The following is a 21,148-nucleotide window of genomic DNA, read 5'->3' as shown; positions in this document are numbered from 1 at the left end:
GCGGTTAAGGGCCGCCGCGGGCGCGGAACACCGGGGTCATGAACCCCAACACCCCGACCTTCGGCGGCGAGACCTCCCCGCTCTCCCCGCGCCCCCTCAGCCACCTCGCCGACGTCCAGCGGCGCGTGCTCTCCTCGGCGCAGCTGCGCGAGCACGGCGTCCCGGCCGCCCGCACCGCCGCCCAGTGCCGCCCCGGCGGCCCCTGGCAGCAGCTCCTGCCGGGCGTCTACGTCCTGCACCCGGGGCCGCCCACCAGCGAGGAGCGCCTGCACGCGGTCCTGCTGTACGCGGGCCGCCCGGCCGCCGAGCGCGCCAGGGCGATTCCCGCGCAGGGCGCCGCGCACGCCGCGCCGCCCGACGCGGTGGTCACCGGGCTCGCCGCGCTCGCCCTGCACCGCTTCTCCTCCGCTCCCCCGCTGCTCTCCCTCGACCGGATCGACGTGCTGGTGCCGCGCACCCGGCGGCTGCGCTCGACCGGCTGCGTCCGGCTGGTGCGGGCGCATGTGATGCCGGTCGCCGAGTCCGTCGCCGGGGTGCCGGTGGCTCCGGTGGCGCGGGCGCTGGCGGACGCGGTGGCCGAGCTGACCGACGCGCAGGCGGTGCGCCGGCTGCTCACCGAGGCGGTGCGCGGCGGCCACTGCGAACCGGCGGTGCTGGTAAGGGAGTTGACCCAGGCGCGGCTGCTGACCCGGGCGCACGTGGTGGACGCGGTGGACTCGCTGCTCGCCGAGGGCCGCACGATCGCCGAGGGCCGCCTCTACGAGATGGTGCGCGTCCACGGTCTCGCGGACCCGCTGTGGAACGTGGACCTGCGCCTGCCGGGCGGCCCGCACATCGGGGGCGTGGACGCGTACTGGCCGGACCAGGCGGTGGCGGTGGAGCTCGACACCCGGGCGCCGCGCACGGGCGGGCGCCAGCCGGACGAGGACGACCTGTGGTGCGAGTACAGCCAGAAGCGCGAGACGCTGGAGCGGCTCGGCATCACCGTCGTGCACATCACCCCGCGCAAGCTGCGCGAGGCGATGGAGCAGCAGGCGACGGTGGTGCGCACGGCCCTGATGGCGTCGGCGGACCGGGAGCCCGCCGCCTACGTCGTGGTGCTCCCCCGGTGAGCGGGCCGCGGGCCCGGCTCCGGCCGGGGGAGCACCGGCGGGTCACCCTGCGGGCGTGGCCGCCGGCCCGGTGCCGCAGAACTCGGCGAGCACCGGCGCCGCGCCGTCGTCGGCCCAGTCGCCGTTGAGGTTGTACGCCAGCGAGTGGCGCCCGTCCCCGGTGGTGACCGCCACCGAGGTGGAGCCGTGGATCCCGCCGTCGTGGCCCCAGACCTCGACCCCGCAGGGCAGCGTGCGCGCCATCAGCCCCAGTCCGTAACCCCCCTCGGGGTGGCCGGGCACCGCGACGGTCGTCATCATCTCCTTGAGCTGGCGCTGGGGCAGCAGCCTGCCGGTCAGCAGCGCCCGGTAGAACCGGTTGAGGTCGCCGGAGTCCGAGACCATCTCACCGGCCGAGCCCGCCATGGACGGGTTGAGCGCGGTGACGTCGTAGGTCCGGCCCGTGGTCTGCTCGGACAGCTTGGAGTAGGCCCGGCCGCTGGGCCGGGGCATCCGGGAGTCGGTGCCGGGCAGCGAGGTGGAGCGCAGGTTCAGGGGGCGCAGCACCCGGCGGTCGATCTCGGCCGCGTACGAGTGGCCGGTGGCCTTCTCGATGACCATCCCGGCCAGGACGAAGTTGGTGTTGGAGTACTTCCAGGAGGTGCCCGGCGCGAAGTCCGGGCGGTGCGCCATGGCGATGGCGGCCAACTGGTCCGCGCTGTAGGTGTCGTAACGGTGTGTCAGGAACTCCGTGGTGAAGATCTTTCGCTGGAGCGCCGCGTCCTCGGTGTAGTCGTAGAGCCCGCTGGTGTGGTTGAGCAGCTGGCGCAGGGTGATCCCGGAGCCGTCGTTGCCGTTGCCGGAGACGACGCCGGGCAGCCAGTGCTCGACGGTGTCGTCGAGGCTCAGCCTGCCCTCGGCCTCCAGTTGCAGCAGCACCGTGGCCACGAACGACTTGGTGATGGAGCCGATCCGGAAGCGGTCCTCGGCCTGCCGCTGGCGGCCGGTGCGCAGGTCGGCGACGCCCGCGTTCCCGCTCCACACCCGTCCGCCGTCCTGGGCGACCGCGACCACGCCGGGCGATCCGGCCGCGACCGCCGCCTCCAGCGCCCGCTGGGTCACCTCGTGCCCGCCCGCCCGCGCACCCCGGGCGTCCGCGGAGGCGGGCGCCACCAGCGCGGTCGCGGTGATCCCGGCGGCCACCGCCACCCCGAGGACCGCCGTCCTGACCCTGCGCCCCGTACGTACCGACATATGCACTCCCTCTGGCCGGGGGCACCTTCGGCGGCGCCCTCGGCGAGGCAGGACCCGGTCCGCCGCGCGGGAGTTGACCGCCCCCGGGACGGTTGAGCGGGTTTCGGCCGATTCCGGACGGCCGGGCGGGGCGGCCGGGTGGCCCGGCGACGGCTGCGGGCGGCGACCGCGCGGCGGCGTCGTGTCACCGCGCCCGTGCCCGCGCGGGCTGATCGGCCCCGGTTCGCCCCGCCTTGCGCCCGATGGCGCATGGCGGGATACCGCCATGTCCGATTCCGGGCTCGGTCAACTCTCCACAAACAACGGTCAAATAGGAAATGCTCAGCGGTCATCCGGCACCGTATTCCGGACCCTTTCTGACCATTAGGGATGCTGATGACCTCCGATTCGCCGAGCGCCGTTCCCGGCGCCAGACGCACGGCCCGAATAGCGGCCGCGGCGGGCCTGGTGGCCGCGCTGATCACCGCGGGCGCCGCCCCCGTCTTCGCCGCCCAGACGGCCGGTCCCACCCCCGTACCCGTGAAGTCCGCCCCGGCCAAGTCCCCCGGGGACAAGCTGGGCGCCGCCGACGAGCAGCGGCTCGCCGAGGCGCAGGCCAAGGGCGAGAAGACCGTCACCGTGATGGTGGCGACCGCCCCCGGCGCCACCGGCGCCGTCTCGCACCAGCTCGACTCGGTGTCGGGCGCCACCGTCGGCAAGGTCGACGACAAGCTCGGCTACGTACGGGCCACCCTGCCGACCGGCACCGCCGAGTCCGCCCTGAAGGCCGCCGCCAAGCTGCCCTCGGTCCACGGGATCGACCTCAAGCAGGAGATCCAGCTGGACGACCCGACCCCGTCGGGCGACAACCCCAAGGGCACCAAGTCCCTGCGCGGCGCCTCCGCCCAGCCCGCGCCGGGCAGGAACACGCCCGCGAAGAACCCGTACAACCCGTCCTTCGAGACGGGCGCGGTCGACTTCGTCAAGCAGCATCCCAAGGCGGACGGCCGCGGCGTCACCATCGGCGTCCTGGACTCCGGCGTGGACCTCGGCCACCCGGCGCTCCAGAAGACCACCACCGGCGAGCGCAAGATCGTCGACTGGGTCACCGCGACCGACCCGGTGGCCGACGGCGACGGCACCTGGCGCCGGATGAACACCGCCGTCTCCGGACCGGAGTTCACCTACCAGGGCCGCACCTGGAAGGCCCCGGCCGGCAGCTACGACATCAGCCTCTTCTCGGAGAAGGTCACCGCGGGCGGCGACGCCAAGGGCGACGTCAACCGCGACGGCGACACCACCGACACCTGGGGCGTGCTCTACGACCCGGTCGCGGGAACCGTGCGGGTGGACCTCAACAACAACGGTGACTTCACCGACGACGAGGCCATGAAGCCGTACAAGGACGGCTACCAGGTCGGCTACTTCGGCACCGACAACCCGGCGACCGACGTCTCCGAGCGGATGCCGTTCACCGTCGAGATCCGCAAGGACGTGAAGTACGACGCGGCCGGGCACACCTCCGACTACGTCAACATCGGCCTCATCGAGTCCGAGCACGGCACCCACGTGGCGGGCATCACCGCCGCCAACGGGCTGTTCGGCGGCAAGATGAGCGGCGCCGCCCCCGGCGCCAAGATCGTCTCCTCGCGGGCCTGCAACTGGTCCGGCGGCTGCACCAACATCGCGCTCACCGAGGGCATGATCGACCTGGTCACCAACCGCCACGTCGACATCGTCAACATGTCGATCGGCGGTCTGCCGGCGCTCAACGACGGCAACAACGCGCGCTCCGAGCTCTACAAGCGCCTGATCGACACCTACGGCGTCCAGCTGGTCATCTCGGCCGGCAACGAGGGCCCCGGCGTCAACACCATCGGCGACCCGGGCCTCGCGGACCACGTCATCTCGGTCGGCGCCACCGTCTCGCAGGCGACCTGGGCCTCCAACTACGGCTCCAACGTGTCGAAGAAGTACGACATGATGCCGTTCTCCTCGCGCGGCCCGCGCGAGGACGGCGGCTTCACCCCGACGCTGTCGGCGCCGGGTGCCGCGATCAACACCACCCAGACCTGGCTGCCGGGCTCCCCGGTCAAGGAGGCCGGCTACTCGCTGCCGGCCGGCTACTCGATGCTCCAGGGCACCTCGATGGCCTCGCCGCAGGCCACCGGCGCCGCGGCCCTGCTGCTGTCGGCCGCCAAGCAGAAGCACATCGACCTGGCCCCGGCCGACCTGCGCACCGCGCTGACGTCGACGGCCAAGCACATCAAGGGCGTTCAGGCGTACGCCGAGGGCGCGGGCCTGATCGACATCGTCGACGCCTGGGACGCGATCCAGGACGGCGCGACCGCCCACGAGTACGCGGTGAAGGCCCCGGTCTCCACGGCGATCAGCTACGCGCTGAAGACGCCGGGCTTCGGCACCGGCATCTACGACCGCGAGGGCGGCCTCAAGGCGGGCGAGAAGAAGACGTACGACGTCACCGTCACCCGCACCACGGGCCCGGACAAGGCCGTGAAGCACCGGCTGTCGTTCAAGAACAACGACGGCACCTTCAAGGTCCTGGGCAAGGACGAGGTCGCGCTGCCGCTGAACACGCCGGTCACCGTCAAGGTGCAGGCGCAGCCGAAGTCGGCGGGCGTGCACAGCGCCATCCTGGAGGTCGACGACAGGCGGACCGTGGGCGTGGACCAGCAGATCCTCGCCACCGTGGTCGTCGCCAAGCCGCTGGTGAAGCCGTCGTACACCTTCACGGACTCCTCGACGGTGCAGCGCAACAGCACCAAGTCGTACTTCATCAGCGTCCCGGCCGGCGCCAAGGCCCTTGAGGTCTCCATGGGCGCGCTGCGCTCGGGCAGCCAGACCCGCTTCATCGCGATCCACCCCTACGGTGTGCCGGTCGACGACTCGGGGACGCCCAACTGCTACCCGAACTACGACAACCCGGCCAACACCTGCCGCCCCGACCTGCGCTCCTACGCGAACCCGCAGGCCGGTGTGTGGGAGATCGAGGTCGAGTCGCGCCGTACCTCGCCCTACCTGGACAACCCGTACAAGCTGGACGTGGCGCTGCTCGGCGCCGCCTTCGACCCGGCCGTGAAGGCCGTGCCGGAGGCCAAGGTCGGCTCCTCGGCCCCGGTCGAGTGGAAGGTCACCAACGGCTTCGCCGCCATCGACGGCAAGCTCCAGGGCGGCTCGCTGGGCTCCGCCAAGGTCGCCAAGCCGACCATCAAGGCCGGTGAGGTCCAGACGACCACGCTGACCGTCGGTGCGGGCGTGGAGCGCCTGGACGTCGCGATCGGCGGCGTCTCGGACACCGCGGCCGACCTGGACCTCACGGTCCTCAAGGACGGCGTGCAGGTCGCCTCGTCCGCCGACGGCGACTCCGAGGAGGCCGTCAGCCTGCTGAAGCCGGCCGCCGGCACCTACACGATCCAGGTCGCGGGCTACTCGGTCCCGTCCGGCTCGACCACGTACAACTACCGCGACGTGTACTACGCGCCGTCGCTCGGCACCGTCAAGGTGGACGACACCAAGGCGGTCAAGCTGGCCAACGGCGCCTCGGCGACCGTCGGCGCGCAGGTCGTGGTGGCCGGCGCGGCTCCCGAGGGACGCCAGTTCTTCGGCGAGGTCAAGCTGGTCAACGCGCGCGGCACGGCCGCGGGCACCGGCAGCGTCGTGATCGAGAAGGTCACGCCGTGACACGCTGAGCACACCCGGGGGCCCGGCGTTCACGGAGAACGCCGGGCCCCTTCGCGTACGCCGGTGCGGTCAGCCCCTGAGCGAGCTCAGGTCCTGGGCGTAGGTGCCGACCGCGTGGGCGATGACGTCGATGTTGAGGTCGAAGTACTTCTTGTCGACGTTCTTCAGCGTGTCGCCGGCCGCGTGGTAGTTGGCGTCGTAGGGCTGCCCGGCCGTGCCGCCCGCCTTCGCCGCCTGCTCCTCGGTCTTGAGGCGCTCGGCGCCGGTGAAGGTGCCGCCGGCCGGGATGCCCTGCTCGATGAACGGGCCGTAGTCGGAGCGGCCGTCGAAGTCGGTGCCCCAGTGCGGGACGCGCTTCTTGTCCAGGTAGCCGTTGATCAGCCGCTCGATCTGGGCGGAGCCGGCCGGACCCGCGCCCGCGCCCGTGCGGTCGGAGTCGTCGCCGTCGTAGACGAGCTCGGCCGGGTTGGGCGAGCCGATCATGTCGAAGTTGAGGTACAGCTTGATCTGCCGCTTCTCCTTCTCCGTCAGCGACTTCACATAGTGCTCGGAGCCGAGCAGCCCCAGCTCCTCGCCCGACCACCAGGCGAACCGCACCTTGTTGGCGAGCGGCTTGGGGTGCTTCTTGGTCTGCCGGGTCTCCTTGGCGAGTTTGAGGGCGACCTCCAGCAGGCCGGCCGACCCGGTGCCGTTGTCGTTGATGCCGGGCCCGGCCTGGACGGAGTCGAGGTGGCTGCCGAGCGCGACGACGCTGTCCGGGTCGCCGCCGCGGGTCTGGGCGACGACGTTGCGCGTCCGGTGGGCGACCGCCTCGGTGGCGACGTCCAGGGTGACGGTGACGTCGCCCTTGGCGAGCTGCGCCGCCAGCGCCTCGCCGTCGGCCAGCGAGACGCCGGTGGCCGGGATGTGCGCGCCTGCCGGGTCGCTGACCGTGCCGTGGACGGGGGTGGTGCCGGAGTGGTTGTAGAGGATGATCCCGGCCGCGCCCGCCCGCGCCGCGACGGCCTCCTTCTGCACGAAGGTGCAGCTGCCCCGCTTGACCAGGGCGATCTTGCCGGTGAAGGTGCCCGACGCGTAGTCGTCGAGCTCGCAGCCCGGGGTGTCGTCGACGCGGGCCGCCTTGAGCTGGGCGGTGAGACCGCCCGCCGGGGCCGCCTTGCTGAAGTCGAACGCGGTGGTCTTCAGCTCGCGCGGCTCGGGCGACGTGACCGTGAGCTTCTCGCGCAGGGTCTTGGACTCGAAGATGTCGAAGTCCTGGTACGCGACGTCGTACCCGGCCTTCTCCAGCTGGTCGTGGACGTAGGCGGCCGAGGCGTCGAAGCCGGGGGTGCCCGCCGCCCGGTTGCCGCCGTTGGCGTCGGCGATCTTCTGGAACTGCCGCAGGTGGCGGTAGGCGCTCTCCCCCGACGACTGCTCCACCAGCTTCCGCGCGAGCCGCTCGGCCTGCCTGCCCGGGTCGTCGCGGTGGTGCGGCTGGGCGACGGCGGGGGTGGCGGCCGCCAGGAGTACGGGGGCTGCGGCCAGGACCGCTATGGCCCTGGTGCGGCGGGATACGCGCACGGGTTCCTCCGGAATACGGGAGCCGGTGACCGTTTATCGGCCCGGATGACAGGACCGTAACCAGCGAAGGGCCTGGTGGGGAGCATTCCTGTGCGGAAGCAATGGAGCCGCCATGAACTCGTCACAAGTGGGAAGGGAGTCTCCTGTTCGGTGGCCCGGGCCGAGCGTGTCTCGTCCCACACCCCGGACAATGGATTGGACAAGTCGGCCGTGGGCCGACGCATCATGGAAGCGCCCGGGCCGTACATACGTACACAAGGAGACATCGTGAGGGTCGGAATCGTCGGAGCCACCGGTCAGGTCGGCGGAGTCATGCGCACCATCCTCGCCGAGCGGAAGTTCCCGGTCGACGAGCTGCGTCTGTTCGCCTCCGCGCGGTCCGCGGGCTCCACCCTCACGTACGAGGGCCGCGAGATCACGGTCGAGGACGCCTCCACCGCCGACTACACCGGCCTGGACATCGTGCTCTTCTCCGCCGGTGGCGCGACCTCGCGCGCGCTGGCCGAGAAGGTGGCCGGACAGGGCGCCGTGGTGATCGACAACTCGTCGGCGTGGCGGCGCGACCCCGAGGTGCCGCTGGTGGTGTCCGAGGTGAACCCCGAGGCGGTCGAGGACCGGCCCAAGGGGATCATCGCCAACCCGAACTGCACCACGATGGCCGCGATGCCGGTGCTGCGCCCGCTCCACGAGGAGGCCGGGCTGACCTCGCTGGTCGCCACCACCTACCAGGCCGTCTCCGGCTCGGGCCTCGCGGGCGTGGCCGAGCTGCACGCCCAGGCGTGCGCGGTGGCCGAGAAGGCGGACCAGCTGGCCTTCGACGGCGAGTCGGTGGAGTTCCCCGAGCCGGGCGTCTACAAGCGTCCGATCGCCTTCAACGTGCTGCCGCTGGCCGGGTCGATCGTGGACGACGGCTCCTTCGAGACGGACGAGGAGCAGAAGCTGCGCCACGAGTCCCGCAAGATCCTGGGCATCCCGGAGCTGAAGGTGTCCGGCACCTGTGTCCGCGTCCCGGTCTTCTCGGGCCACTCGCTCCAGGTCAACGCGCGCTTCGAGCGGCCCGTGAGCGTGGCCCGCGCCTACGAGCTGCTGGGCTCGGCGCCGGGCGTGGAGCTCTCGGAGATCCCCACGCCGCTCCAGGCCGCGGGCAAGGACGCCTCCTACGTGGGCCGCATCCGCGTCGACGAGACCGTGGAGAACGGTCTCGCCCTGTTCCTCTCCAACGACAACCTCCGCAAGGGCGCGGCCCTGAACGCGGTGCAGATCGCGGAGCTGGTGGCGCGGGAGCTGCGCGGCTAGCACGGGTCCGGTCCGGGGGCCCGCCCCCGGACGCCCCCCGCCCTCCGTTCGGCCGCGGGCCGGTGGGGGCTTGTCGCGCGGTTCCCCGCGCCCCTGGGCACTCGGGGCGCGGGACCGCGCGAACACCTCACCGCGGGCCGCGGCCGACCTCGCCGCCCCGCCCGCTGCCCGCTGCCCGCTGCCCGCTGCCCGCTGCCAACCTCGTCTCCCTACGGCCGACTTCGGCTCCCCCGCCCTCGGCCCGCGACCGACTTCGGCTCCCCCGGGGTCGGCTTCAGCGGCCGAACCGGGCCCCGGGCCCCGACCGCCCGCCGGAGGGCTCACGGCGAGGTGCGGGGCGGGGACGACACCGCGCACACCAGCAGCGCCAGCGCCACCAGACCCGCCCCCACCGCCAGGACCCCGGCCACTCCCACCCCGTCCACCACTGCGCCACCCGCCGCCGCCCCGGCGGCTATCGCCGCGTTGAACGCGCCCGTGAACAGCGCCGACCCCGCCTCCGGCGCCGACGGGGCGGCCGAGAGCACCCAGCGCTGGGTGGTCACCGAGACGCCCCCGTAGGCCAGGCCCCACACCACCAGCAGCGCCACCGTCGGCCCCGCGCTCCCCGGCGCCGCCAGACCGCCGAGCGCAAGCACCAGCAGCGCCGCGATCAGCAGCAGCGCCCGGCGCGGCACCCGCGCGAGACCGGCCAGGAAGTTCCCGGCCACCCCCGCCACCCCGTACACCAGCAGCAGCCCGCTCACCGCGCCCGTGCCGATCCCGGCCCGCTCCAGGACCGGGCGGACATAGGTGTAGGCCGCGAAGTGGCCGGTCACCAGGAGCAGGACCAGCAGGACGCCGGTGCGCACCGCCGGAATCCGCAGCAGGGCCGCCGTCTGCGCCGGGCGGAGCGGGCGGGACGGGGGCAGCGGCGGCAGCAGCGCGGCCAGCAGGGCCGCCACCACCAGCGCCAGCACGCCCACCGCCGCGAACCCCCAGCGCCAGCCCGCCACTTCGCCGACCAGGGCGCCCGCCGGGACGCCCACCACCGACGCCACCGCTATCCCGCTGAAGATCAGGGCCGTCGAGCGCGGCACCGCCGCCGCGCGGACCAGCCGGGGCGCCAGGCCCGCCGCCAGCGCCCAGACCCCGCCGATGCACACCCCGACCACCAGCCGGGCCCCGAGCAGCACCCCGAAGCCGGGGGCGAGGGCGGAGACCAGGTCGGCCGCCGCGAGCAGCAGGACCAGGGCGACCAGCAGCGTACGGCGGTCGGTGCGGCCCGCCAGGCCGGGCAGCAGCGGGGCCGTGAGCGCCGCCACCACGCCCGGCAGGGTCACGGCCAGGCCCGCCGTGCCCTCGCTCACCCCCAGCGCGTCGCCCAGCGGGCTGAGCAGGCCGACCGGGAGCATCTCGGTGGTGACCACGGCGAAGGTGGTGGCCGCGACCGCGAGCACGGCGGCCCGGCCGCGCGCCGGGCCGGTCCGCACCGCGCCCACAGGGGTTTCGGTGATCGTTTCCATGGCCCTCAGCCTTCGCCCGCCGGGGCCGGGGAACAACGGCGCAGTCCTCATCCGTTGATGAGCGTGATTCATCGATCGGCGGGGAGGCTCTGTGGGCGGCGGGCTTGAGGTCCGGGAGCTGGAGTGCTTCCTCGTCCTCGCCGACGAGCTGCACTTCGGCCGGACCGGCGAGCGGCTGTACGTGTCGCAGAGCAGGGTGAGCCAGCTGCTCGCCGCGCTGGAGCGGCGGCTGGGCGCGCGGCTGGTGGAGCGGACCAGCCGACGGGTGCGGCTCACCCCCTTCGGGGAGGCGTTCCTCGCCGAACTGCGTCCCTCCTACGACGCGTTGGCGGACGTGGTGGAGCGGGCCCGGGACCGGGCGCGCGGCCTGGAGGGCACCCTGCGCATCGGCTTCCAGGGGGTGGCCACCGCGTATCTGATGCGGGCGGTCGAGGAGTTGCGCCGACGCCGGCCCGGGATCCGTCCGCACCTGGTGGAGATCGCGTTCTGCGATCCGTTCGGGGCGCTGCGGCGCGGGGACGTGGACACCGCCGTCGTCCTGCTGCCGGTGGCCGAGCCGGACCTGGAGCTGGGGCCGGTCTTCTCCGAGCAGCAGCAGACCCTGGCGGTGTCGGTGCGCCACCCGTACGCCCGGCGCGAGCGGCTGTCCGCCGCCGAGCTCACGGCCGCGGAGCTGATCGCCCCGGCCGCGCCCGCGCCCGCGTACTGGCGCGCGGCCCAGGCCCCGGGCGCGGCGGGCGGGCCCGCGGTCGCCACGCTCCAGGAGGGGCTCACGCTGGTCGCCGCCGACAGCGGCGCGATGCTGCTGTGCCGCCCGACCGCCGACTACCACGCGCGCGAGGACGTCGCCTTCGTCCCGGTGGACGGGCTGCCCGACTCGGCGCTGGGGGTGGTGTGGCGCCGGGGCGGGGACACGGCGGCGGTGCGGGCCTTCGCCGGGGCGGTGGCGGGGGCGGGGACGGCGGGGCGGCCCGCGGCGACCGCGTCCGTCAGGGGCGGCGCACCTCGAAGTGGAAGCAGCCGTACTCCAGGGCCCTGACGTGGACCAGGGCCACCCGGGGGTCGGCGAACGCGTCCGCGAAGGCCGCGTCGTAGCCCGCCGTGGTGTCCTCGGGGATCTCCAGGAGGCGCCCGCCCACGATGTGGCCGTCGGCGTCGTAGCGGCGCACCGTGCGCAGGGCGCCCGCGCGCGCGAACGGGTAGCCGTCGGCCTCGCCGGGCCCGTCGCACGCCTCGTGGATGAAGACCGGGCCCTGTTCGTCGTACGCGCCCGGCTCGGCCCCGGCCCCGGCCGCCCAGCGGCGCAGCGGGGCGTACGAGACCAGTGCGATCCGCTCGCCGGGCTCGCTCGGGCGCAGACAGCAGCGCAGGGGCGCGCCGCCCTCGTCGTCGGTGAAGGGCACGCAGGGCCGCCCGGCGTCATCGGTGGCGCGCAGCTGCGCGAGGGCCTCGGGGGCGATGGGGCGGGCGGTGTGGACCATGGGTGCCGTGCGGGTCGTCGTCATGCACCGAGCCTCCCGCCCGGCGGCGCCGCGTACCGGCGGAATTCGGACCTGGAGCTTCCGGGGACCGGCGGCGGGAAAGCCCTGTACGTCCCCCGTACCTCTCGTGCAAGGATGGCCGGAACCGTCACGATCTGATGGGTCCGTCTGTAGTTCTGAAGGAGATGGCCGGGTGCCTGGCACGAATCTGACCCGTGAAGAGGCCCAGCAGCGCGCGAAGCTGCTGAGCGTCGACTCGTACGCGATCGAGCTCGATCTGAGCGGCGCGCAGGAGGGCGGTACGTACAGGTCCGTCACCACGGTGCGCTTCGACTCGGCCGAGGCGGAGGCGGAGACCTTCATCGACCTGGTCGCGCCGACCGTGCACGAGGTCGTCCTGAACGGCACGGCGCTGGACGCCGCCGCCGTCTTCGCCGACTCGCGCATCGCGCTCGCCGGTCTGCGGGCGGGCGCCAACGAGCTGAAGGTCGTCGCGGACTGCGCGTACACCAACACGGGCGAGGGCCTGCACCGCTTCGTCGACCCGGTCGACGACCAGGCGTACCTGTACACCCAGTTCGAGGTGCCGGACGCGCGCCGCGTCTTCGCCTCCTTCGAACAGCCGGACCTGAAGGCGACCTTCCAGTTCACCGTGAAGGCCCCCGCGGGCTGGACCGTGATCTCCAACTCGCCGACCCCCGAGCCCGCCGACGACGTGTGGGTCTTCGAGCCGACGCCCCGGATCTCCAGCTACATCACGGCGCTGATCGTCGGCCCGTACCACAGCGTCCACTCCTCGTACGAGAAGGACGGCCAGTCGGTGCCGCTGGGCATCTACTGCCGTCCCTCGCTCGCCGAGTTCCTCGACGCGGACGAGATCTTCGACGTGACCCGGCAGGGCTTCGACTGGTTCCAGGAGAAGTTCGACTACGCCTACCCGTTCGCCAAGTACGACCAGCTCTTCGTGCCGGAGTTCAACGCGGGCGCGATGGAGAACGCGGGCGCGGTGACCATCCGCGACCAGTACGTGTTCCGGTCCAAGGTGACCGACGCCGCGTACGAGGTGCGCGCCGAGACCATCCTGCACGAGCTCGCCCACATGTGGTTCGGCGACCTCGTCACCATGGAGTGGTGGAACGACCTGTGGCTGAACGAGTCGTTCGCCACCTACACCTCCATCGCCTGCCAGGCGTACGCGCCGGGCTCCAAGTGGCCGCACGCCTGGACCACGTTCGCCAACTCCATGAAGACCTGGGCCTACCGGCAGGACCAGCTGCCGTCCACGCACCCGATCATGGCGGACATCCGCGACCTCGACGACGTGCTCGTCAACTTCGACGGCATCACGTACGCCAAGGGCGCCTCGGTGCTCAAGCAGCTCGTCGCGTACGTCGGCCAGGACGAGTTCTTCAAGGGCGTCCAGGCGTACTTCAAGGCGCACGCCTTCGGCAACACCCGCCTGTCCGACCTGCTCGGCGCGCTGGAGAAGACCTCCGGCCGTGATCTGAAGACCTGGTCGAAGGCGTGGCTGGAGACGGCCGGGATCAACATCCTGCGCCCGGAGATCGAGGTCGGCGCCGACGGCGCCATCACCTCCTTCACCGTCCTCCAGGAGGCCCCGGCGCTGCCCGCCGGCGCCCAGGGCGAGCCCACCCTGCGCCCGCACCGCATCGCGATCGGCTTCTACGACCTGGACGCGGGCGGCAAGCTGGTCCGCACCGACCGCATCGAGCTGGACGTGGACGGCGCCCGCACCGCCGTCGAGCTCCCGGCGGGCACCCGCCGCCCGGCCGTCGTCCTGCTCAACGACGACGACCTCTCGTACGCGAAGGTGCGCCTGGACGAGGAGTCCCTCAAGGTCGTCACCGCGCACCTCGGCGACTTCGCCGAGTCGCTGCCGCGCGCGCTGTGCTGGGCCTCGGCCTGGGACATGACCCGCGACGGCGAGCTCGCCACCCGCGACTACCTGGCGCTGGTCCTCTCCGGCATCGCCAAGGAGTCGGACATCGGCGTGGTGCAGTCGCTGCACCGCCAGGTCAAGCTCGCCCTGGAGCTGTACGCGGCGCCCGAGTGGCGCGAGACGGGGCTGGCCCGGTGGACCGAGGCGTCCCTGGAGCAGCTGCGCGCGGCGGCCCCCGGCTCCGACCACCAGCTGGCGTGGGCGCGGGCGTTCGCGGCCACCGCCCGCACCGGCGGTCAGCTCGACCTGCTCCAGGGCCTGCTCGACGGCACCGAGGCCATCGACGGCCTCGCCGTCGACACCGAGCTGCGCTGGGCGCTCCTGGAGCGTCTCGCGGCGACCGGCCGCGCCGACGAGAAGGCCATCGCGGGCGAGCTGGAGCGGGACCGGACGGCGGCGGGCGAGCGCCACGCGGCCACCGCCCGCGCCGCGCGCCCGAGCGCCGAGGCGAAGGCCGAGGCGTGGGCGCAGGTCGTCGAGGGCGACTCGCTGCCGAACGCCGTGCAGGAGGCGGTGATCGGCGGCTTCGTCCAGACCGAGCAGCGCGAGCTGCTGGCGCCGTACACGGAGAAGTTCTTCGCGGCGGTCAAGGGCGTGTGGGAGTCGCGGTCCCACGAGATCGCGCAGCAGATCGCGACCGGGCTGTACCCCTCGCTCCAGGTCTCCCAGGAGACGCTGGACGTGACGGACGCCTGGCTCGCGTCGGCCGGGCCCAACGCGGCGCTGCGGCGGCTGATCTCGGAGTCCCGGGCCGGGGTCGAGCGGGCGCTCAGGGCCCAGGCGGCGGACGCGGCGGCGGCCTGACGGGTTTTGAGGCCCCACCCCGCCCCTTCCCTAAACCCTCCGGGGGTTGGGGGGGTGGGGTGGGGCCGCTCATCCCGGGGGCTCCGCCCCCGAACCCCCGGGCGGGGCCTGCGGCCCCTGCGCCCCGCCACGGGGGCTTTGCGTTCATCCGCGGGCCGGTGGGGGCTGATCGCGCAGTTCCCCGCGCCCCTAACTACCCAGGGGCGCGGGGAACTGCGCGAACAACCCACCACGGTCCGCAGCCAACACACCACCCCGGGCCCCCAACCCGGCACAGCCCGCAGTCGACCCTCCACCCCGGGCCCCCAGCCCGGCACGGTCCGCAGCCGACCCTCCACCCCGAGCCCCCAACCCCCCAGGGGCGCGGGGAACTGCGCGACCAGCCCACCACGGTCCGCAGCCAACACACCACCCCGGGCCCCCAGCCCGGCACGGCCCGCAGTCGACCCTCCACCCCCGGAGGGTTCAGGGAACGGGCGGGGTGGGGGTCAGTTCCGTCAGGACTCGGCGCACCCCGGGCGCCCCCTGCCCACCCCTCCGCACCGCCGCCACCACATGCCGGCAGGGCCGGTCCTCGCCCAGTTCCCGCATCACCACCCCCGGCCGCGACACCGAGGCCATCCGCGGCACCAGCGCCACCCCCATCCCCGCCCCCACCATCGCCAGGATGGCGGTCCACCCGGAGGCGCTGTGCGCCTGCTCGGGCACGAACCCCGCCGCCTCGCACGCCGCCGTGGTGATCTCGCTCCACGGCCCGCTCCCGCCGAAGATCCACGGCTCGGCCGCCAGATCGGCCAGCCGCAGCCCGGGCGCGGCGGCCAGCGGATGCCCGGCGGGCAGGGCCACGTCCAGGGGGTCGGTGAGCAGCGGCAGCAGCGTGAAGCGGGGGTCGCGGGTGCTGGGGGCGTGCGCGGCCAGCGAGAGGGCGAGGTCGACGGCCCCGGCCGCCAGCAGCTCGTACGCCTCGGCCGCCTCCGCCTCCCGTACCCGTACGGCCAGACCGGGGTGGCTCTCGCGCAGCCGCAGCACCGCCGGGACGACCAGCGCGGGCACCGCCGTGGCGAACGCCGCCACCCGCACCTCCCCCGCCTCCCCGTGCAGATACTCCGCCAACTCCGCGTCCGCCCGCTCCAGTTGGGCGAAGACGGCCTCGGCGTGGCGCAGCACCAGATGGGCGGCGCCGGTCAGTCGCACCCGGCGCCCGTCGGCCTCCAGCAGGGTCACTCCCAGCTGCCGGGCCAGATTGGTCAGCTGCTGCGAGACCGCCGAGGGCGTCATGCCCAGCGCCCCGGCGGTCGCGGTGACGGTCCCGCGCTCGCGCAGGGTCCGCAGGATGTGGAGTTTGCGGATGTCCCACTCGTGGGGCGCGCCGGCGCCCGACCCGCCGTCGTGCGCGTGCGCGTTCATGGTCGGCAACCTATCGGGAGGTGCGCGAGCCCAGGACCACACCGCCCAGGATGAGCGCCATGCAGAGCAGCTGCCCGGGGCCGGCGGCCTCGCCGAGCAGGGCGAAGGAGAGCAGGGTGACGCAGACCGGCTGGAGGTAGTAGACGACGCCCGCGCGGGCCGCGCCGATCAGCGCGATCGCCTTGTTCCAGGCGAAGAAGGCGACGGCGGAGGAGAGGACGCCGACGTAGAGGAGCGGGCCCACCGTGGCGGGCTCCGCCGCGAAGCCGCCCTGCACGGCGAGGCTGATCTCGTACGCGGGCGCCAGCATCAGCGCGCCGAGCGCGAAGGTGGTGAACAGGAAGGTCCGACCGTCGAGTGCGGCGGGGCGGCGGCGCAGCAGCGCGCTGTACGAGGCGAAGCAGAGGGCCGCCGCGACCATCCACAGGTCCCCGGCGGCGAAGTGCGGGGTCGGCGAGCCCTTGCTGACCAGCAGCACCACCCCGGCGCAGGCGACCAGCGTCCCGGCGGTCCGCCGGGCCCCGAGCCGCTCCCCGCCGAGCCGCTCGTACAGCGCCATGAGGACCGGCGAGGCGGCCATGATCATGCCCATGTTCCCCGCCGAGGTGGAGAGGCCGGCCTGGTTGACGAGGGTGTTGTAGACGGTGACGCCGAGCAGCGCCGCCAGCGCGAGGTAGGCGAAGTGGCGCCGGATCAGGGCCCGTTGGCGCCAGGCGGCGCGGGCGGCGAACGGGGCCACCGCCGCGAGGGCGACGATCCAGCGCCAGAACGCGGCCTGGACGGGCGGTACGGAGTCGTGCAGCGCCCGGGAGGCGACGAAGCTGCCGGACCAGACGAGGGTGGCGAGCGCCGCGAGGGCGAGACCGGGGCCAGTGGCCCGGCTCGCCCCCGTACGGGTGGTGGTCGAGGTGGATCGGACGCGCTCCAGGACTGCCACGGGCGTCTGGGCTCCTTCTTCGGTGGGGGTCTGCGGTGGGTACCGGCCTACCGTCGCACCGTCGAAACCATCGCGTCCATCGAATCTTTCCGACCATTCCTTTCAGGAAAATTGAACATAGTGGAGGGGGTGGGGGTGGTGGCGGCGGACTTTCCGTTCCGGCCGCTCTTCCCGCTCTTCCCGTTCCTGCCGTTCTTCCCCTGCGGCGCGATCTGGCCGAAGAGCGTCGCTCCGAAGGCGATCGCCATGCCGGTCAGCTGGAGCGGGGTGAGCGACTGGCCCAGCGCGGCCCAGCCGATGACGGCCGCGGTGAGCGGCGAGAGCGGGCCGAGGAAGGTGACCGAGGTGGCGCTGAGCCGGCCGATGCCGCGGAACCAGAGCCAGTACCCGACAGCGGTGTTGACCAGGGCGAGGTAGAGGTAGCCCGCGAGGTTGCGGCCGTCCAGGGCGGGCGGCGCGCCCTCGGCCAGGAAGGCGATCGGCGCGATGAGCAAACCGCCCGCGGTGAGCTGCCAGCCGGTCAGGACCAGCGGGCCGACGCCCTCGGGGCGCCCCCACCGCTTGGTGAAGACGGTTCCGGCGGCCATCGAGGCCGAGGAGGCGACACCGGCCGCCACCCCGACCGCGTCCAGCGCGCCCGCCGCCTTCAGGACGACCAGGCTGACGCCGAGGGCCGCGGCGATGCCGGTGAGCAGGGTGCGCAGGGTGGGCTTCTCGCCGAGGAAGAGGGCGGCGAGTCCGGCGACCCACAGCGGCCCCACCGACCCGATGACGGCGGCCATTCCGCCGGGCAGCCGGTAGGCGGAGAGGAAGAGGAGCGGGAAGAACGCCCCGATGTTGAGGGCGCCGAGGACCGCCGCCTTCCACCACCACTCCCCGCGCGGCAGCCGCCGGGTGACGGCGAGCAGGGCGAGTCCGGCGGGCAGGGCCCGCATCATGCCGGTGAACAGCGGGCGGTCGGCAGGGAGGAACTCGGTGGTCACCGCGTAGGTGGACCCCCAGGAGACGGGGGCGAGGGCGGTGAGGGCGATGGTGGCCGTTCGGCTCTGGCGGAGGCTCATGGAAAGTAGCTTACTCGTAAGCTACTTTCCGTCAAGCCACTTGAAGCTAAGCAAGTAGGAGGAGAGCTACTTTCTTGCGTCCGACCCATCGCGCTCGGATACTGGCCCCATGACTGCAGCCACCCCCCAGGACCCCGTCGACGCCATCACCGCGCAGTGGGCGGCGGTCCGGCCGGACCTCGACACCGTCCCGATGGCCGTCTACGGCCGCATCTACCGGATCTCCAAGGCGATGGGCGACCGGATCGAGAAGGTGTACAACCGGTTCGGGATCTCACGCGGCGAGTTCGACGTCCTCGCCACCCTGCGCCGCTCCGGCGAGCCCTACACGCTCTCGCCGCGCGAACTGTCGGCGACGCTGATGCTCACCACCGGCGGGATGACCGGGCGGCTGGACAAGCTGGAGAAGGCCGGGCTGCTCGGCCGCAGCCCGGACCCGCACGACCGGCGCGGGCTGCGCGTCACCCTCACCGACAAGGGCCGCGCCATCGTCGACGAGTCGGTGACGGCGGGCCTGGAGATGCAGCACGCCTTCCTGGACGGCGTCCTCGACGACGCGGAGGCCGAGCAGCTCAACGGGCTGCTGCGCAAGCTGCTCGCGGCCCACTGACCGCACGGCCACCGGAGGAGGGGACGGGCCCCGGCGGCCGGAAAAGGGGAAAGGCGCCCCGCGGTACGAGTACGACTCGTACCGCGGAGCGCCTCAGCGCGTCGGAAGAGGGCTGGTCAGACCTTCTTGGACTTGTCCAGGACCAGGACCAGACCGGCGATGACCGCGAACAGCGCGAGCGGCGCCAGCACGTACAGGCCGATCGTGTCGAACACGCTCAGGCCGGAGCCCGGGTCGTCGCCGTCGTCGCGGGTGAGCGCGAGGGCGGGGGCCGACATCAGCAGCATCATCAGCGTCGTACCGGCTGCCACGGCGCCGGCGCGCAGGGTGTTCTTCTTGTCCACGGTGCCAAACTAGCGAACGCCTAGGCGAGGCGCGCGCCCGGGGGTGCCGTACGGGACCCGGCCTCCTTCGGGGGCGGGTCCGGCGGGGCTGTGAAGACCCGCATCAGCGCGTGCAGCCGGGGCGAGGCGACCAGCTCCTCCAGGGCGACGGGGCGCCCGTCGGGACCGGCCACCGGCAGCCGCCAGTTGGGGTACTGGTCCCAGGTGCCCGGCAGGTTCTGCGGGCGGCGGTCGCCCACCGCGTCCGGCAGCCAGACGCCGACCATCCGGGCCGGGGTGCGCAGCAGGAAGCGGTAGACCGCCCGCACCGCGCCCTCCTCGCCCCGGGCGCCCTCGGGCAGCAGCCCGAGCCGGGCGAGATGGGCCAGCCACTCCCCCACCTCGGCCGCGTCCTCGGCCTGCTCCTCGGCGAGCGGGCGGGTCAGCAGGCCGAGCCGGTGGCGCAGCCCCACGTGCTCGCCGGTGAGCCGGGCGGCCGTGGACGGCAGGTCGTGGGTGGTGGCGGTGGCCACGCACCCCTCGCGCCAGGCCGTCGCGGGCAGCGGGCGGCCGGTGCCCTCCCAGTCGCGCTCGAACCAGAGCACCGAGGTGCCGAGCACCCCGTGCCGGGCGAGCTCCTCGCGCACGCCCGGCTCGACCGTGCCCAGGTCCTCGCCTATCACCACGGCGCCCGCCCGGTGCGCCTCCAGGACGAGCACGGCGAGCATCGCCTCGGCGTCGTAGCGGACGTAGGTGCCCGCCACCGGCTCCTGTCCGCGCGGCACCCACCAGAGCCGGAACAGGCCCATCACGTGGTCGATGCGCAGGGCCCCGGCGTGCCGCAGCAGATGGGCGAGCAGGCCCCGGAACGGGGCGTAGCCGGAGGCGGCCAGCGCGTCCGGGCGCCAGGGCGGCAGCCCCCAGTCCTGGCCGCGCGCGTTGAAGGCGTCGGGGGGCGCGCCGACCGACATGCCCTGGGCGAAGGTGTGCTGGTCGGCCCAGGCGTCGGCGCCGCCGGGGTGCACCCCGACCGCGAGGTCGTGGACCAGCCCGACGGCCATCCCGGCGTCCCGGGCGGCCCGCTGGGCGGCGGCGAGCTGGGTGTCGGTGAGCCAGGCGAGCCGGGTGTGGAAGTCGACGCGGTCGATCAGCTCGCGCCGGGCGCGGGCGGTGGCGGGCGAGCGCGGGTCGCGCAGAGCGGACGGCCAGGAGCTCCAGTCCGGTCCGTACCGCTCGGCGAGCGCGCACCAGGTGGCGTGGTCCTCCAGGGCCTGGCCCTGGCGTGCCAGGTAGTCGCAGTAGGCGGCCCGGCGCCCGGGGCCCAGCGGCACCGACCGCAGCTCTTCCAGCGCCTCGCGCTTGAGCGCCCACACGGCGTCCCGGTCGATCAGCCCGCCGTCGTCGAGGACGGCGCGGCGCAGCGCTCCGGCCCGGCGCAGCAGTTCGTCGAGCCGGCGCCGGTCGCCGGCGTGCGCGTACTCCGGCACGTCCTCGACGCGCAGGTGGACCGGGTCGGGGAAGCGGCGGGAGGAGGGGCGGTACGGGGAGGGGTCGGTGGGGGTGCCGGGCACCGCCGCGTGCAGCGGGTTGATCTGGAGGAATCCGGCGCCGACGGCCCGCCCGGCCCAGCCCGCCAGCTCGGCCAGGTCGCCGAGGTCGCCCATGCCCCAGGAGCGGGCGGAGAGCAGCGAGTAGAGCTGGACGAGGAAGCCGTGGCTGCGCTCGGGCGGCTGCGGGGCGCGGCGCGGGGCGACGACCAGCGTGGCGCGGGCGGTGCGGCCGTCGGGGGTGCGGGCGAGGGCGCGGTGCACGCCGAGGGGGAGGCCGGGCCAGGGCGGGGTCTCGCCGGCGGGCCCGGCCGTCGTCCAGCGGGCCTCGTCCCCGTCCTCGGTCTCGACCCGGACCGCCGTGCCCGGGGGCAGCGCGGTGAAGGCGGCGGGCGGGGCGGGGTCGGGGGTGTGCCAGTGGACCACGGTGGGGGGCAGCAGACGGGCGGCCTCGGCCCGCTCGGCGGCGGCCAGGGACGCGGCCACCGCCTCGGGGGTGGCCGCGTCGACGCCCAGCGCGGCCAGTACCGCGACCACCGTGCCGGGCGGGACCGGAACGCTGTGGTCCGGCGACGGCTCGTACGACGTGGCCACGCCGTGGAGCGCGGCCAGCCGGGCCAGGGTCATGGCG

The 21,148-nt window shown here is 73.9% G+C and carries 15 protein-coding genes; 6 read left to right on the top strand and 9 right to left on the bottom strand.

Going from position 1 to position 21,148, the window contains the following annotated elements; all coding sequences use genetic code 11:
• Positions 1-38: 38 nt before the first annotated feature.
• Entirely contained in the window at positions 39-1,112 is a 1,074-nt protein-coding gene (locus tag AB5J87_RS23240; protein ID WP_369378971.1) for a hypothetical protein, read from the top strand.
• A 42-nt stretch (positions 1,113-1,154) separates the two neighbouring features.
• Here AB5J87_RS23240 and AB5J87_RS23235 read toward each other — a convergent pair whose 3' ends face one another.
• Positions 1,155-2,345, bottom strand: coding sequence for a serine hydrolase domain-containing protein (locus AB5J87_RS23235; RefSeq protein WP_369378969.1), 1,191 nt, complete (start codon positions 2,343-2,345; stop codon positions 1,155-1,157).
• Positions 2,346-2,714: 369 nt separating this feature from the next.
• Here AB5J87_RS23235 and AB5J87_RS23230 point away from each other — a divergent pair, with 369 nt between their 5' ends.
• Positions 2,715-6,026 (top strand): S8 family serine peptidase, encoded by a 3,312-nt coding sequence (locus AB5J87_RS23230; RefSeq protein ID WP_369378967.1) that lies wholly within the window; start codon positions 2,715-2,717, stop codon positions 6,024-6,026.
• Between the two features lie 69 nt (positions 6,027-6,095).
• On the opposite strand, the gene AB5J87_RS23225 is transcribed toward AB5J87_RS23230, so the two are convergent.
• The gene (locus AB5J87_RS23225) at positions 6,096-7,586 is read right to left on the bottom strand and encodes a M28 family metallopeptidase (protein ID WP_369378965.1); all 1,491 of its coding nucleotides are present in this window, start codon (positions 7,584-7,586) and stop codon (positions 6,096-6,098) included.
• Positions 7,587-7,853: 267 nt separating this feature from the next.
• On the opposite strand from AB5J87_RS23225, the gene AB5J87_RS23220 reads away from it, so the two are divergent.
• Positions 7,854-8,882 carry an aspartate-semialdehyde dehydrogenase gene (locus AB5J87_RS23220; RefSeq protein WP_369378963.1) on the top strand — a complete coding sequence of 343 codons (1,029 nt, stop codon included), beginning with the start codon at positions 7,854-7,856 and terminating at the stop codon, positions 8,880-8,882.
• A 320-nt stretch (positions 8,883-9,202) separates the two neighbouring features.
• Here the strand turns inward: AB5J87_RS23220 and AB5J87_RS23215 are convergent, their stop codons facing one another.
• Positions 9,203-10,387 (bottom strand): MFS transporter, encoded by a 1,185-nt coding sequence (locus AB5J87_RS23215; RefSeq protein ID WP_369378961.1) that lies wholly within the window; start codon positions 10,385-10,387, stop codon positions 9,203-9,205.
• A 91-nt stretch (positions 10,388-10,478) separates the two neighbouring features.
• Here AB5J87_RS23215 and AB5J87_RS23210 point away from each other — a divergent pair, with 91 nt between their 5' ends.
• Positions 10,479-11,426, top strand: coding sequence for a LysR family transcriptional regulator (locus tag AB5J87_RS23210; protein WP_369378959.1), 948 nt, complete (start codon positions 10,479-10,481; stop codon positions 11,424-11,426).
• Here AB5J87_RS23210 and AB5J87_RS23205 read toward each other — a convergent pair.
• A complete protein-coding gene (locus AB5J87_RS23205) occupies positions 11,377-11,892 on the bottom strand; it encodes a DUF1203 domain-containing protein (RefSeq protein ID WP_369378958.1) in 516 nt (171 codons plus the stop codon). The genes AB5J87_RS23210 and AB5J87_RS23205 overlap by 50 nt on opposite strands.
• Before the next feature lie 169 nt (positions 11,893-12,061).
• Between AB5J87_RS23205 and pepN the strand changes: the two genes are divergently transcribed.
• Positions 12,062-14,632 carry an aminopeptidase N gene (gene pepN, locus AB5J87_RS23200; protein WP_369378956.1) on the top strand — a complete coding sequence of 857 codons (2,571 nt, stop codon included), beginning with the start codon at positions 12,062-12,064 and terminating at the stop codon, positions 14,630-14,632.
• Between the two features lie 465 nt (positions 14,633-15,097).
• On the opposite strand, the gene AB5J87_RS23195 is transcribed toward pepN, so the two are convergent.
• From AB5J87_RS23195 to AB5J87_RS23185, 3 genes are read right to left on the bottom strand one after another with little or no spacing between them, the layout of a single operon-like run.
• Entirely contained in the window at positions 15,098-16,039 is a 942-nt protein-coding gene (locus tag AB5J87_RS23195) for a LysR substrate-binding domain-containing protein (protein ID WP_369378955.1), read from the bottom strand.
• Positions 16,040-16,049: 10 nt separating this feature from the next.
• Complete coding sequence (locus AB5J87_RS23190; RefSeq protein WP_369383643.1) at positions 16,050-16,967, bottom strand: DMT family transporter; 918 nt, start codon at positions 16,965-16,967, stop codon at positions 16,050-16,052.
• A 56-nt stretch (positions 16,968-17,023) separates the two neighbouring features.
• Positions 17,024-18,037, bottom strand: coding sequence for an EamA family transporter (locus tag AB5J87_RS23185; RefSeq protein ID WP_369378954.1), 1,014 nt, complete (start codon positions 18,035-18,037; stop codon positions 17,024-17,026).
• A gap of 109 nt (positions 18,038-18,146) precedes the next feature.
• Between AB5J87_RS23185 and AB5J87_RS23180 the strand changes: the two genes are divergently transcribed.
• Positions 18,147-18,647, top strand: a complete 501-nt coding sequence (locus AB5J87_RS23180; RefSeq protein ID WP_369378952.1) for a MarR family winged helix-turn-helix transcriptional regulator — start codon at positions 18,147-18,149, stop codon at positions 18,645-18,647.
• A gap of 116 nt (positions 18,648-18,763) precedes the next feature.
• On the opposite strand, the gene AB5J87_RS23175 is transcribed toward AB5J87_RS23180, so the two are convergent.
• Positions 18,764-18,991 carry a hypothetical protein gene (locus AB5J87_RS23175; protein ID WP_369378951.1) on the bottom strand — a complete coding sequence of 76 codons (228 nt, stop codon included), beginning with the start codon at positions 18,989-18,991 and terminating at the stop codon, positions 18,764-18,766.
• A 20-nt stretch (positions 18,992-19,011) separates the two neighbouring features.
• Positions 19,012-21,144: a 4-alpha-glucanotransferase gene (gene malQ, locus AB5J87_RS23170; RefSeq protein ID WP_369378949.1), complete on the bottom strand. Its 2,133-nt coding sequence runs from the start codon at positions 21,142-21,144 to the stop codon at positions 19,012-19,014.
• Positions 21,145-21,148 lie beyond the last annotated feature (4 nt).

The organism is Streptomyces sp. cg36 (assembly GCF_041080675.1).
In the GTDB taxonomy this organism is placed as follows: Bacteria; Actinomycetota; Actinomycetes; order Streptomycetales; family Streptomycetaceae; genus Streptomyces.
The sequence above is the reverse complement of the archived record's forward strand: the minus strand, read 5'-3'. Positions and strand labels throughout refer to the sequence as shown.

What these genes read in the sequence shown, in the direction of transcription:
- malQ (WP_369378949.1), bottom strand. Translation starts at nt 21,144, where the DNA reads ATGACCCTGGCCCGGCTGGCCGCGCTCCACGGCGTGGCCACGTCGTAC.
- AB5J87_RS23205 (WP_369378958.1), bottom strand. Translation starts at nt 11,892, where the DNA reads ATGACGACGACCCGCACGGCACCCATGGTCCACACCGCCCGCCCCATC.
- AB5J87_RS23230 (WP_369378967.1), top strand. Translation starts at nt 2,715, where the DNA reads ATGCTGATGACCTCCGATTCGCCGAGCGCCGTTCCCGGCGCCAGACGC.
- AB5J87_RS23240 (WP_369378971.1), top strand. Translation starts at nt 39, where the DNA reads ATGAACCCCAACACCCCGACCTTCGGCGGCGAGACCTCCCCGCTCTCC.
- AB5J87_RS23185 (WP_369378954.1), bottom strand. Translation starts at nt 18,037, where the DNA reads ATGAGCCTCCGCCAGAGCCGAACGGCCACCATCGCCCTCACCGCCCTC.
- AB5J87_RS23215 (WP_369378961.1), bottom strand. Translation starts at nt 10,387, where the DNA reads ATGGAAACGATCACCGAAACCCCTGTGGGCGCGGTGCGGACCGGCCCG.
- AB5J87_RS23180 (WP_369378952.1), top strand. Translation starts at nt 18,147, where the DNA reads ATGACTGCAGCCACCCCCCAGGACCCCGTCGACGCCATCACCGCGCAG.
- AB5J87_RS23195 (WP_369378955.1), bottom strand. Translation starts at nt 16,039, where the DNA reads ATGAACGCGCACGCGCACGACGGCGGGTCGGGCGCCGGCGCGCCCCAC.
- AB5J87_RS23235 (WP_369378969.1), bottom strand. Translation starts at nt 2,345, where the DNA reads ATGTCGGTACGTACGGGGCGCAGGGTCAGGACGGCGGTCCTCGGGGTG.